This window comes from Aestuariibaculum sediminum (genome assembly GCF_014596945.1).
In the GTDB taxonomy this organism is placed as follows: Bacteria; Bacteroidota; Bacteroidia; order Flavobacteriales; family Flavobacteriaceae; genus Aestuariibaculum; species Aestuariibaculum sediminum.
In genome coordinates this window covers 113,451-128,550 of sequence record NZ_JACVXB010000004.1, presented here as the reverse complement: position 1 = coordinate 128,550, position 15,100 = coordinate 113,451, and the positions used below count along the sequence as shown (strand labels likewise).

The 15,100-nt window shown below is 34.5% G+C and carries 8 protein-coding genes; all 8 read right to left on the bottom strand.

What is annotated here, in order from left to right; translation table 11 throughout:
- Nucleotides 1-41 precede the first annotated feature (41 nt).
- Entirely contained in the window at nt 42-941 is a 900-nt protein-coding gene (locus tag ICJ83_RS10615; protein ID WP_188230374.1) for a carbohydrate kinase family protein, read from the bottom strand.
- 73 nt (nt 942-1,014) lie between these two features.
- Nucleotides 1,015-2,760 (bottom strand): RagB/SusD family nutrient uptake outer membrane protein, encoded by a 1,746-nt coding sequence (locus ICJ83_RS10610; RefSeq protein WP_188230373.1) that lies wholly within the window; start codon nt 2,758-2,760, stop codon nt 1,015-1,017.
- An 11-nt stretch (nt 2,761-2,771) separates the two neighbouring features.
- Nucleotides 2,772-5,927, bottom strand: coding sequence for a SusC/RagA family TonB-linked outer membrane protein (locus ICJ83_RS10605; protein ID WP_188230372.1), 3,156 nt, complete (start codon nt 5,925-5,927; stop codon nt 2,772-2,774).
- A gap of 11 nt (nt 5,928-5,938) precedes the next feature.
- Nucleotides 5,939-7,540 carry a glycoside hydrolase family 32 protein gene (locus ICJ83_RS10600; protein WP_188230371.1) on the bottom strand — a complete coding sequence of 534 codons (1,602 nt, stop codon included), beginning with the start codon at nt 7,538-7,540 and terminating at the stop codon, nt 5,939-5,941.
- 8 nt (nt 7,541-7,548) lie between these two features.
- Nucleotides 7,549-8,865, bottom strand: a complete 1,317-nt coding sequence (locus ICJ83_RS10595; RefSeq protein ID WP_188230370.1) for a sugar porter family MFS transporter — start codon at nt 8,863-8,865, stop codon at nt 7,549-7,551.
- 356 nt (nt 8,866-9,221) lie between these two features.
- The gene (locus tag ICJ83_RS10590) at nt 9,222-11,978 is read right to left on the bottom strand and encodes a hybrid sensor histidine kinase/response regulator transcription factor (RefSeq protein WP_188230369.1); all 2,757 of its coding nucleotides are present in this window, start codon (nt 11,976-11,978) and stop codon (nt 9,222-9,224) included.
- Between the two features lie 296 nt (nt 11,979-12,274).
- Complete coding sequence (locus ICJ83_RS10585) at nt 12,275-13,654, bottom strand: TlpA family protein disulfide reductase (RefSeq protein WP_188230368.1); 1,380 nt, start codon at nt 13,652-13,654, stop codon at nt 12,275-12,277.
- A 38-nt stretch (nt 13,655-13,692) separates the two neighbouring features.
- Nucleotides 13,693-15,096, bottom strand: coding sequence for a TlpA family protein disulfide reductase (locus ICJ83_RS10580; RefSeq protein ID WP_188230367.1), 1,404 nt, complete (start codon nt 15,094-15,096; stop codon nt 13,693-13,695).
- Nucleotides 15,097-15,100 lie beyond the last annotated feature (4 nt).

The following is a 15,100-nucleotide window of genomic DNA, read 5'->3' as shown; positions in this document are numbered from 1 at the left end:
GAAATGAATTTTAGACAGGGTCTGATATTTAACTAATGATATTACAAAACCTCTTGTGGTAATGGATTCATGAAAGCATTAAGCTCCTCATCTGTAATATCTGGATTTGCTCCTTCACTTTGAGCCACCAAAGCGCCTATAGCACACGCAAAATTAATGGCTTTCTGCGGTGGTATTTTGTTCAATAATTGACTTATTAATGCGCCTAAAAATGAATCTCCTGATCCTACTGTGTCAATTACCTTAATGGAATAACCGCTATTGTAATACAATTTCTCGTTATACAATAAAACAGCTCCATGTTCTCCCTTAGTAACACAAATGTGTTTTGTGTTTGTTTTTTTTGAAACATAAATGAGATTTTGCTCTAATGAATAGTATTTTGAACCTAAATATTTGCTTACTTCATACAGTTCGTCGTCGTTAAATTTTATAAAATCAGCCCTTTCCATTAAATGAAATAAAACCTCTTTTTTGTAATATGGAGCTCTTAAATTAAGATCGAAAACTTTATAGTTTGCGCGCTCTATTAAATCGTATAATGTCTGTTTGGAGCTATCGTCTCGGGCAACTAAACTACCAAAAACAAAAGCATCGGACTTCTCTACTATTTCTACATTTTCTTTTGTTAATTGTATTTTATCCCAAGCCCTCGGGTAATTTATATCGTACGATGCTGCGCCTTTGTCGTTAAGCATCACTTTAACTTTGCCTGTTTTATATTCCTTTTGAATTTGAATACAATCGGTGTTCACACCTTGACCTTGTAAAAAATCTAATATGCGGTTTCCAGACGTGTCATTACCTACAGCACTAATCATGCTAACATCGTTATTAAAGGACCTTAACCTACAAGCTACATTTAAAGGTGCGCCACCAATTTTTTTATGGTTCGGAAAAACATCCCACAACACTTCTCCAAAACAAGTAATTTTTAACATTTGCTAATATTTAAAAAGGAGGCATCTAAAAAAACACCTCCTTTAGTTAACTCAAATTAAACCAACAAAACTATTAATAACCAGGGTTTTGAACATATAGTCCTCCTGTAAAATCAATTTCTCTTTGCGGAATCGGATAATATTCATCGCGACCAGCTGTGAAATTGGCATTAGCTAAAAAGTCTTTTCTTGTTTTTTCAACATCTAAATAAGCGTTTAAAACTTGCTCAGCTACACCCCATCTTACTAAATCGAAAAACCGAGGTCCCTCCATACCAAACTCTAAACGTCTTTCGAACATTAAAGCTTTTATAGCATCCTCTTTTGACATCCCCATAGGATACGTTCCCATATTATAAACGTTGGTAGCACCAGCATCAATTTGTCTTTGCGTACTTGCTGCTGCACGCTCTCTAATTCTATTGATAATGGTAATACCAGCATCAACCTCGTTTCTTTGAATTAAGGCTTCTGCTTTAAATAATAACACATCGGCATAGCGGATAAAATCGATATTTTTCGAAGTTCCAATAAAAGGCCCTTCCTTGACGTAACAAGAGCAATCGGGTGCTTGTTGTTCTTTCATGTTTCCAAAATATCCATATACACCAGGATCTCTGGCCCAAGAAAAATTGTATATCATATCTCCCGATTCGCTAACTGTATTTCTATATTTGAAAGGACGCCCAGGAATACCCACAGTATGATCTATTCTAGGGTCTAAAGTTATACCTGCTGCAAGAGGAGCTTCACCATTGCTATCTACAGTGTTAAAAATATTGCTATCATTAAAAGTATCTATTAATGGTAAGCCTGAAGCATCTGTTTTAAAGGCATTAACCATATTCTGACTTGCTAAATGGAAACCACAACAACCATATAATCCGGTACCGTGCGGCGAATTTAATCCCATAACGAAACTCACTCTACTCACGGTTGTCCCGTCGTTAATTGAAAACTGGGCTGCCCAGATAGACTCTGCACCGTTATCATAGCCATTTAAGAAATTATTACCATAATCGGCTTCTAAATCGCCAGTTACCTCATCGGCATAATCGATAACTTCTTGTAAACGATCTAAATTTATGTTAGTTACCTGATGTGTCTCATTTTGCTCGTAAGCCTGATATAAACGCAGTTTTGCTAAATAAGCTGCTGCTGCATTTCTGTCGGCTCTACCTACTTGTTCTTGCGACTGAGGTAAATTGTTGTATGCAAATAAAAAGTCGTCTGCAATCGTATTCCAAAGGGCATCATTATCGACATCATTAGATATTTCAAGTGTTTCTTCTTGCGTCAATCCTTCAGTTATGTAAGGAATTTTTTTAAATAATAGCTTTAGCATAAAGTGTGAATGCGCTCTTAGAAAACGTAATTCTGCTTGTCGTAATGTTTTATCGGCATAATTTTCATCCGGAATATCGTTAATAACCTCTAATGCAAAATTCGCTCTGGAAATAGCCTTGTAATAATTAGTCCAAGTTCGTGGTCCCATCCAATCTGATGGGTCATCGGCAATAGTTAAATTGTATTGCTCATAACGATCTATAATATCTACATCGCTACGGCCTCCCCCGCCTTTATAAGCATCGTCTGAACGCACACTTCCATATACCCACATACTGGTTAAAGGCCCTATCATTTCATCGTTAGCAATACCTGCATAGGCTGCAACAACCAAGGCTTCGGCGTTCTCTGCAGTAGCAGCATCTTCAACCGATAAATAGCCTTCCGGTTGATATTCTAAAAAGTCGTCGGAACACGCTGAAAATAGTCCAGCAGTTATAATTCCTATTAATATTATTTTTATATTTTTCATCGTGCTATTTTTTAAAAGTTAATGTTAAGACCAAGTGACATTATAGTTGGCACTGGAATGTTGTCTACATTTGTTCTTTCTGGATCGGCTCCTATATAATCTTTTGGAGTAAACCAGAATAAATTTTCGCCCTGAAAATACACACGTAAACCTGTCATACCAGCCCAATTGCTGATTAAGTCTTCTGAAAATGAATAACCAAATTGTAGGTTTCTTAACTTGAAATATGAATTCTTTCGGTATAAGTAATCTGAAATTCTTTGGTCGTTAAAAGCCAATGACAACGATGGAATATCTGAACCTGTATTATTAGGCGTCCATGCATCTAAAACACCTAAACCTGAGTTCTCACGACCTGACGCATAATTGTTCCAGAAAATATAAGGATCTTGACCAATTCTTCCTGCAACACCTGAACCAAATAACGATAAATCGAAATTTTTGTATTCTAAATTAATTCTAATACCATATTCTAAATCAGGTAGTGTAGTACCAAGGAAATCTCTGTCTTCAGCACCAATACTTCCATTGCCATCTAAATCCTGAAATTTTAAACCTCCGGGTCTGGCTCCAACCTGAGTAGGACTGTCTTGAACATCCTGATCGCTTTGAAATAATCCAGCTGTTTTATATCCGAAAATAGAAAACTGCGAATGTCCTATGATTGAATTATCAACCGTACCAGGATAAGACGATACTACTTCTTCCGGTAAGGCTGTGATTTCATCTTTAAAAGCACCGAAGTTAGTTGCTACGGCAAACTTTAACCCATTATCAAATGTTTTAGAGTAAGCCAACGATAATTCCCAACCTCTTGTTTGTGTAGTCGCTCCGTTTAGCACCCGCTGTTGACCTTCGCCTATTACCGAAGCAATTGGTGGCGTGGTAAGGATATCACTGGTTTCTCTGGTAAAATAATCGAAAGACCCGGTTACATTGTTATTAAACATGTTAAAGTCTACACCAAAATTGAATTCTTTAGTCGTCTCCCATTTTAATTCTGAATTTGCTGCTTGTATAGACACAAATCCAGAAGGTAAATTCCCCGTATTAACACCATTTAAATCGTAAGCGGTACCCACATTATAATAAATATTGAAAAAATCTGGAACAAACTGATTTTGGTTTGAACCGTATCTTGACTCGAACAATCCGAAACGCGCAATATCTCCAATAGTCTGGTTACCAACTTCTCCATAACCTGCTCTTAATTTTAATGTATTAAGCACATCATTTTCTGGCCAGAACTCCTCATTACTAATTCTCCATCCTAAAGTACCTGCTGGGAAAATACCGTATCTATTATCGGCACCAAATCGAGACGATCCATCACGACGTAAGGTAAATGAGGCTAAATAACGGTCTTCAAAAGCATAATTGATTTTTCCAAATTGTGATAATAACCTACTTCCTGTAGATCTACCTGTAGTTGTTCTTGCTCCAGTGGCTTCTTTTAGCACAAAGTAATCTTCAGTTTCAATAGAAAAACCATCGGCTTGCGCATACACACTACTAAAATCATCTTTAATAGACTCAATACCTAGTAAAACACCAATTTTATGCTTATCATTTAATTCTAACTGATAATTTAAGGTATTAGAAAACACTAAACTTGAAAACTTATTAGAATCGATAATTAATCGGTTATTAGCACGTGTAATAAAACCATTAAACACACGAGGCTCAATATCCTTTCTTTGATAATTACTATGGTCTAAACCTAAACTTGTTCTAAAGGTTAAATTATCAAGTATATCCAATTCAGCATAAATATTACCGAAAATGGTTGTTCTGTCGGTATTATCCCATCGGTTAATATATTGCATTAACAATGGGTTATTTCTATCGGAATATCCAGCGCCAATAGGTCCTGCAAAATTGCCATCACTATCGTAAACTGGAATTGTTGGCGCTAAAGTGATAGACAAACTAGGTATTCTTGCACTACCTACATCTTGTGAAGCCAGTGTTTCATCGGAAGTTGAAAACTGGGTATTCACCCCTATTCTAAGTTTATTATCAAATAAATGGAAATTAGAGTTTAGCTTACCGTTAATTCTTTCGTAGCCAGTATATTTTAATATACCTGTATTTTTTAAATGACCTATATTTAACAAATGGAATGAATTATCGGTTCCTCCTGAAACAGAAATTTCATTATTGTAAACATATCCTGTTTTGTACATTTCATCCTGCCAATTGGTATCCCCCACAGGAACATTGGTATCGCCACCAACATACGGTTGAATGGTAACACCGTTTAAAACAGGATTATTAAAATCGCCGTTCCAATCGAAATTATAAATCTCGCCATAACCAGCATTAGGGTCGGCTCCATCATTCACGGAAGCCTGCCATAAAACTTCACCACGTTGCTGCGCATTTAACATGTCGTAACGTTGCTGCTTTTCAGAAAGCATGGATATATTTGAATTTATGGTCACTCTAAATTTCTCTCCTCCTGCTGCTTTAGCACTGTTTTTAGTGGTAATAATAATAACACCATTACCGGCACGTGCACCATACAAAGATGATGCCGACGCATCTTTAAGCACCTGAACAGACTCAATAGTACTCGGATTTATTCCTGCAAACACCTCTTGTCTCACTGTAGGGACTCCATCAATAACAAAAAGCGGATTATTATTACCTAATGTTGTAGCACCACGAATTAAGATGTTATTACTGGTTCCTGTTGGATCTCCATTTTTTTCGATGAATAATCCCGGTACCTGTCCTTGCAAACCTTGAACGGCACTACCCGAACTTAAACTTGCTCCCTCGGTAGGACCTAGTTCTACGACTGTAATGGCTCCGGTAACATCAACTTTACGTTCTCTTGAATATCCTGTAATAACTACCTCCTCAAGTTGTCCTGCATCTGCTGCAAGTACAACATCTAAAGTTGTTTGGCCTGTATATTTAATTTCTTGGGTTTTATATCCCACATAGCTGAATACTAAAGTTGCATCTCTAGATAAATTTTCTAAAGTATAGTTTCCATCAAAGTCTGTTGCTGTACCCTGACTTGTGCCAGAGACTACCACCGAAACTCCGGGCAGAGGCATACCATCCTCTTGGGCGGTTACAGTACCACTAACCTGCCCTTGTGCGATAACACACACCAACATGAATAATGGAATTAAAAAGTGTTGTTTAAATTTCATAATAATTAGTTTTAGTTAACATTTAGTTTATGGATTTCAATATGGTTTATTGTAAAATCTTCATCACCTGCAATCATACTAAGTGTGTCGTATGGTGCATTAGGGAAAAATATTTCGGTCATCACTGTTTCTCCTTGATCATAAAACAATTCAACGGAAGTTTTATCGAGTATAATAGTTCCTGTTAAAGTTGAATTTGAACTTGTGCGTGGTGCTTTAGTTTTTTTACTAGCGAAGTCCTCAGAGAAGTCAATTTTTCCTGATTTACTTCTATCTATAAAAAATGAGTTATTTGTTTTATCGTAACCAAACAACAACATATCGCCTTGTTGGTTTGATAATTTAAACGTAAAAGCACTAGTTTGAAAATCGGAGATCTCGAATTTTATTTCTGTACTACTCAGCGTTATGACTTTGGAATCTACTATCTTGGTCTCGCCCGAAATAAGCAAATCTTCTTTTTTATACTTGGTACTTCTGTAGCCTTCTAATTCTTTAACTGGATTAGATACTAATCGATACCCGTTGTCATCTTTTTTAAGCTGAACTTTTCTAGCTACGGTCATAGCACTACGCCATGTTTCGGTAGGCACTTTTTGTGCATATTGCCAGTTAGACATCCAACCGAGCATAAGTTTGCTTCCATCTTTTCTTCTGGCATTGCTCCAGGATACTCCCGCATAATTATCTTTTCCAAAATCAATCCAATAGTTATGGTCTTTAGCCAAATCTTCTGCAAACTCGGGATCCATAACAAATTGTGTCCCGTCGAAATCACCAATAAAATATTGAGTTGCTGAACCTCCATTTGGTCCTCCTGGGTTGATACTAACAAAAAGAACCCATTTGTAATCGTCTCCTCCATTAACTGGCAGTTTGAAAAAATCTGGACATTCCCAAACACCACCGTGGCCACCTATTCCTTGACCAAAATCGGACAAAAATTTCCAGTTTTTTAAATTTTCGGATTCATAAAACATAATTCTATCACCAGCAGCCAAAACCATTATCCATCGGTTTCGTTCTTCATCCCAGGCCACTTTAGGATCTCTAAAATCTTTTAAAGAATCGTTATCAATTACTGGGTTTCCTTCAAATTTTGTAAAGGTTTTACCTTCATCGTTACTGTAAGCAATACTTTGCGTTTGCTTCCAGTTGTCAGTACCTTCAAGTTGTTTAGAACTGGTGTACATAGCCACAACTGGTGCTGCTTTTTCAGTTCTTCCCAAACCTGAAGTATTTCCTATATCTACAACAGCACTTCCAGAAAATATGGTACCCAATTCATCGGGGTACAATGCTATAGGTAATTCGCGCCAAGAAATCATGTCGGTACTTATGGCATGTCCCCAATGCATAGGTCCCCAAACATTACTTTCAGGGTGATATTGAAAATACAAATGGTAATAACCGTTGTAATAAAACATCCCATTGGGGTCATTCATCCAGGCCTTCTGTGGCGTAAAATGAAAATTGGGGCGGTACAGTGCTTCTTCATTGTGCACTACACTTTCAATGGCTTGCTGTTCTATTTGCTCCTTTTTATTGTGTTTACAGGCCACAAACAACATGAGCATAAAGCTAACAGTTGCAATTAGTCTAAATGTTTTCATTATAAAGTTTATTTAGTTAGTTTTTTACTTAATTCTTCAAGGGATACTCCTTTGGTTTCAGGCATCATGAAAGCCACGAACGCAAGTTGGAAAACCATCATAATCATAAAAATTAAAAATACCATTCCAGCCCCTATGGTAGAGAATAAAACTGGGATTAAAGAAGGAACAACGGCTGCAAGCACCCAATGCACTGAGCTACCAAACGATTGCCCGCTTCCGCGTAAATGATTAGGAAAAATTTCTGAAATGAATACCCAAATTACTGTTCCCTGTCCTATGGCATGAGCGGCAATAAACATAAAAAGGAAAATAGGCATTACACTGCCTTCCCAGTTTAAAAAGAACGCTGCCGAAACCAGAGATAAAGAAATAATATATCCAAAAGAACAGATATACATAAGTTGCTTTCTTCCTAACTTATCGATTAAAAACACCCCCAGAAGCGTAAAGATTAAATTGGTAACACCCACACCTATACTACTTAATAGTGCCGAACTTTCGGCCAAACCAGCCTCTGTTAAAATTCGAGGAGCATAATACAGTAAGGCGTTAATACCTGACATTTGATTAAAAAAAGCGATTAAGAATGCAAGAATTAAAGGGAAACGGTATTTCTTAAGAAAGATATTTTCATTAGGAACCGTGTGGTTCATTTCATCCTGAATTTCGTCTACGAGATGATTTGCATCTAATTCAGGATTTATAATTTGAAGTACGTTTTTAGCCTCTGAAACTCTGGCCTTAGTTAACAACCAACGCGGACTTTTAGGTATTCCAATAGCAAAAACAGTATATAATACAGCGGGTAAAGCTTCAATACCTACCATCCAGCGCCAAGCATTATCTCCTGTATCGTTTAACAGGTAATTCGAAAAAAAGGCAATTAAAATACCAAAAACAATATTAAATTGGTAAAGTCCAACCAATTTCCCTCGGTCTTTTGCTGGGGCAATCTCAGAAATATATGCAGGAGCTGCAATGGTTGAAGCCCCTACTCCTAAACCACCAATAAACCTGAAAATTGCAAAGGTAATAGGATCATTTGCGATTGCCGATCCCAATGCAGATACTGTATATAATATACCAATCCAGATTAACGTATTTTTTCTTCCTATTTTATTGGTTGGAATGCCACCAAGCAAAGCGCCAACTACGGTGCCCCATAATGCCATTCCTATTACTACAACGCCGTGAAATACATCGGATGAATTCCATAATACCTGTAGTTTTTTTTCTGCGCCCGAAATAACTACGGTATCGAAGCCAAATAAAAAGCCAGCTAATGCCGCAGTAATGGACCAAATCAAGATTTTCTTATTCATGTGGTGGTGGTATTAGTTTAGTTATTTGCAATGTAGAGAGAAAGCCCTCGCTTAGACTTTAATATTGTTTCAAAAAGTTACAACTTTGTTAAACCAACAACAAAAAAGATCTTAAACCACTAAATAATAGCACATTATGGTATTAATTATGTTTTATGAAACATTCAAAAATTCAAAATTGTTACCTACTTTTTAAAAATTGTTACATCAAATTATCTTACAGAAGGATAAATTGAAAAGGTATTAAGCTAGAGTAAGCTTAATTTTTTATTTTTATGATAATAATCTTCTAAAGTCATTAATAATTTCTTAAAATAAACTTAATAAAAGCGAGCGGGAAGACACCTTTTGGCATATCAACTTTTATTTCTAAAAGCTTTAGGTGTTATTTTGTAAGTGTTTTTAAAATTGGTTGAGAAATAACTTGGGGAAGAAAATCCGGTGGCATAGGCAATCTCAGAAATACTTAAACCTGAAGTTTCTAATAGCGATTTAGCCTTTTCCATACGCATATTTTGAATATAATCGCTTATACTAACGCCCAAAATAGCTTTTACTTTACGATACAATTGTACACGTGATACATTTAAATTTTCGGCCAGTTGTTCAACAGAAAAATTAGAATTATCAAGATTATCGTTAATAATGTGATTCATCTGAGCTATAAAATCCTGTTCTTGCGAACCAAAGGTCTCATTGGAATTTATTTTATGAATATTATTAATGTAATAATAGCGAAGTTTCTCGCGATTATAGAGTAAAGTCTTGATGGATTGAAATAAAATTCTAAAACTAAATGGTTTCGTTAAATATAAATCGGCTCCAGACTGTAAGCCTTTTAAATAAGAATCCTTGGCATCTAATGCCGTTAAAATTATAGTTGGTATATGTGAAGTTCGTAGATCGTTTTTTAATATTTCACAAATCTCAAAACCATCCTTATCGGGTAAGTTCACATCACAGATAATAACATCTGGAACATGTTCTAAAGCTTTTTCTATAGCATCAGTACCGTTGGAAAGGTAAACTTGAAATTCGTTTTGTAATTTTCCTTTTATATATTGTATTAAATCGATATTATCTTCAATAACCAAAACAGAGTACACGTCGTCGGGATTCAACGGCAGGGATTCCTGCTCAAATCGCTCGGATTCAAAATCGGATTCATTTAATTTTAATCCCGAGTCATAAATCACATCGGGTTCCTGAATTATTTCTTCTGAAGCTAAATGAGCTTTTCCTTTAGGCAAGGTAATTTCGAATTCGGTACCATTTTTAGATTTAACACTAATGTTACCACTGTGCATATCGACAAATTCTTTCGACAAATGCAACCCAATTCCCGAACTGGGTTTATTGTTGTTAGACCCTTGATAAAATACTTTAAATACATTATCAAGCTCTTTACCAGGAATACCAATCCCCGAATCTTTAAAATAAATTTTAACACAATTCCCAATTTCATCATCTACAATTTCAATATGTATACGACCATTATTAGGGGTAAACTTAAAAGCGTTAGAAAGCAAATTAAAATACACTTTATCCATTAAATTTCGGTCTATAAAAACGCTTAGCGCTTCGTTATTACAAACTAGCGAAAAGTTGATATTTCGCTTTTGTGCTTCACGTTCAAAATCCCTAAAAATGGTTTTGGTAAATTCGAACAAATTGGTTTCAGAAGCTCGTAAGGTAAATTTTCTGTCTTCAATTTTTCTGAAATCTAGGAGTTGATTAATTAATCGCAATAAGCGTTTGGAATTGTTAAAAATCAAACCAATTTCGCGAAGTAGTTTGTTATCTTTTAGTGCTTTATTATCAGAAAGGGTTTCAACAGACGATAAAATGAGTGTGATAGGTGTTTTAAATTCGTGCGACAAGCCGGTAAAAAAATTAACTTTAGCATCGTTACTTTTCTTAACCTCATCGGCTATTTTTCGTATTTGATTTCTTTGAATCGTAATCTTTTTGTTTTGTAATTCTAACTCCCGCTTTTTCTTTTTTAAATTATAACTCGAATAAATACTATAAGCCCCCAGTAAAACGCTAATAATGAGCAAACCCAGTAAGAGTTTTAAAATGTTGGATTGCGTAGAATATATTTTTTCCTGACGTTTAAGTTTATTTTGCTGATTTTCAATATCCTTTTGATGCTGAGCTATTTTATCATACTGATTTTTCATTATATCAGCATTTCTGGAATCGATAACAATGGTTTTTAAAATATTGTTTTTAGGCACCGTTTGTCCATTTAATATGCTTGATGCCAATTTCATAGCTTCGTCGCCCCCGGTAGGATATAAAATTGTAGCCATAAATATCCCTTCCTGAACCAGTTGAATACCGCCATTTGGACCAGAAAGTCCATCAACCCCTATAATTTTAATATCATTCTGTAAGCCCTTTTCTTTCAAGACCTCCCATGCTCCCAATGCCAATCTATCGTTATGTGCAAATATGTAATTTATTGATTTTGTTTCATCTAAAACCTTACGTAACGTATCGGTTATCGAATAGCTTTCCCAGTTACTATCAATAGACTGAATTACCTCTAAATGATTGTTTTTTTTAATGACATTATTAAAACCTAGACTTCGCTCTAATGCAGGAGAAGATCCTGGCAGACCTTTTATTTCTAGAATATAACTTTTTTCTGATGTTATCGATGCCAGATAGTTGGCAGCATCGGTACCTACTTGTAAATTATCGGCTCCAAGGTAAGCTGTGTACTCTGATCCTTCAATTTTTCTGTCGACGATTAAAACGGGGATTCCTTTATTATATGCGCGTTTTACTATGGGTGTAATAGGCTTTGATTTTACTGGCGAAACAATTAAAACATCAACACCTTTCTTAATTAATTGTTCGATATCCTCAATTTGATTATCAACATCATCCTCACCATCCATAATAACCAAATCTATATTAGGATTAAAATCTGCTTGAATCCTCATCGACTGATTCATGGCCTTACGCCAGTCGTCATCGAATCCTGTTTGAGCAAAACCAATGGTAAACTTGTAAGCATCCTCTTTTTGTTTACAAGAAATTTGTAATGATAAAAAAATGAAAAACGTAAATTTTAACAAGCAGTTTAAGTAAGCTTTTGTCATTAAAATAAGTGAAGAAATTAGTTTAGTTAGTTAAGTTATTTACGAAATATAGTAAATTTTAACCTTTTAGAACTCTTCTTCGCTGAAGATTTTAATCGGATATTAAACGGCTTTTGGTGCTTTTGATCGTTTAAACTATTCCCTCTCTTAGATTTAGAGTTTATAGATAATAAGTTTATTTAATAAAAAAAGGGCTGTTTAAACAGCCCTCGTTCATTCATATTCTCTAGGATTTAACTAACTCAAATATGAATTTCAATCAAAAAAATAATTAGGGAAAAATTCGATTGCTAGTTTTATATGTTTAATTCTTTAAATAAATCGATTAGTTTTTCGTTGGAAGGCCTCGGAGCATTGGAGGTAACAATATTTCCTTCCGGATCCAAAAGGATAAAACGTGGAATACCTTTTATTAAATAATCTTGAACAAATTTCGAATCAAAGGCATTATCAGCCAATAACTGAACACCTCCTAGCTCCTTATCCTCGACCATGGCTTTCCATTTATCACGATTGTTTTGGGTATCAACTGAAATACTAACAAATTCAATATTCTTATTATGATATTGTTTTTCAATTTCCTTTAAATAAGGAATCTCCCTTTTACATGGTCCACACCAGGTTGCCCATACATCTATATACACGTATTTGCCTTTTAAATCATCTAACGATGTGGTTGAGCCATCAAAGTTTTCGTAATTATCAAAATGTGGTGATTGCTCACCTTTTGCCAACTTTCGAAGCGCCTTATAGCTTTCTTCTACTTTTCTATTATTTTCTTCATCCGTACTCCCTTTTAAATATTCAGCGTAATAGCCTTCTAAGTCAGATGTATATGTAATTCCTGCTTTTGCTCGTTTATAACATATAAAGTTTTTTATAGTTTGGTTAGTTAGTGTGTTTACCTGTTTTAAATATGCCACATCGGGTTCAATATTCAATGAATCTGAAAGCTTTTTGGCTTGTTTTGTTAGGTAAGAACTTATTAAACTACTGTAGTTACTGGAAAATATAAAGTCTTCAGCGTTATTGTAATCTAATTCATGTAATTCTTTTAAAAACCCTTTAGATACCTTAAAATCTGGGTTTTTACTGAAATAAGCATGATTAGCTTCATATTCATTTAATCGATTTAATGTAGTATATCTAATATTCCTTTTTTCCTTTTCTAGATACGCTTTTGGTAAGCCTTTAGTATTGCTTAATAAAGCCAGACAAGCTAATTCTATTTCTTTTTGTATTTGCTTATACTCTGTTTCATTTAACAAAAATGAGTTTTTAACGCCACTTAAAACCTCTTTGGTTTTTTTATTTTTTGATATTAGATAATTATTATGAGCAGCGCCTTTACCTTCAAAATGAACAGTATTATAATAGTCTTTCGTATCAAAGGTTAAATGAACGTCATCACCAGCTTCCAAATACATATAAGTTAGACTACCAGGATGGAATAACATCATATTATCGGCATCTACTCTTAAGGTATCAACAAAAGTACCATCTTCGTTGATTGCAATGTATTTGCTATCTGAATATACTAAACTTGTTAACTTTAAATCATCTGAAGTTTTGTTTAGAACCTTTCCTCTCAGAATGATGTAATCATTTTTATTTTCAACTTTACAGGAAAACAAACTAATCATAATGACTAGTGATATTAAAACTCTTTCTATCATATCAAAATAATTTTCATGAAATTAATCTTTGTATTTATTTATATTTTTATCTGTTCAAGCAAATCAAAAAATGCTCTTGTAGATGGTCTAGGCGCATCTGCATCTACGATTTTACCGTCTGGCCCTATTAAAATAAACCTTGGAATACTGTTAATGTGATATGCATTCATAAAATCATTCTCTTTCCACTCCCCATTGGCAAAAAGCTGAATTCCCTTTAAATTCAATTCGCTTACCGTCCTTTTTAACTTTTCGTAATCTTTTGCTTGGTCGACCGATATACTCACAAATTGAATATTCTTATCATGAAACAGCTCCTCAGCTTTCTTTAAAAAAGGTATTTGGTCTTTGCAAGGTGCACACCAAGTCGCCCAAACATCTATATATATGTAACTTCCCGCTAAATCCTCAAGTGAAGTTGTCCCGCCTCCTAAATTTTCAAAATTGACAAATTTGGTTGAAGGCATGCCCTTTTTCAATTGCGGGTCAATTGTCACATCTTCATTCTCCAAATATTTAAACCTTTTTGAATATGCATTTACCAAAGCATGGTATAAAGGAGTTAGTTCATCTGTAAATTCAGTATCAACAGGAACACCTACCCTATAAAACAACGGATACTTAATCTTATCATCTGAAATAGTATTTAATGCTAATAAAAGCGCTAAGTCTTTATCTAGTTCTGGTTTGCTTATCAAATAATCTAAACTTACTTCTTTATAATGTTCAAAGACTAAACCCTGATAAGCCCTTGAAAAAATAAAATCCTGAACATTATCGTACTTTAAACCCTCAAATTCTTTATAAAACGCTTCTGAAACCTTAAAATCCTTATTTTTTGTATAATATGCATGAGAAGCTTCGAATCTGGATAAATTTGCTAGATATTCATAATGTAAATTCCTTATTTCTTTAGACTTAAAGTCTTCTGAAACGCCTGTAAAATTTTGAATAAAATTTATCAAGTCGTTCTTTACCTTTAGTTGCAAATCAATAAAATCGTGTTCATTTAGCTCATACATTTTCTTATAAAACACCTTACTCTTCTTAAAATCCTTTTGAAGGCGATAGTTACTTTGTTCTGATCCTTCTCCGGTAATTTTTAAAGTACTTTTAAAATCCTGAATATTATAAGACACCGAAAGATTACTACCGTTAATTATATCAAGAGTTATAAAATTATTGCCATCTCCAACAAAATACACACCATTTTCCAGATTTAATGTATCAACTATTGGTTCATTATTATTTGCTTTATAAATTTTTCTAAATGGTTTCTCTATAGATAAATCAGCTGATGAAGAAGAAAAATATAAATCGTTATTGGTTTCTTCAAAACCAGTTATATTAAACTTTATAACAGTGTATTCATTAGTTTTATCAACGGGCTTTATACATGCCATGAACAATAATGATAAAATGGCAAAATGAAATTTATTCATAATT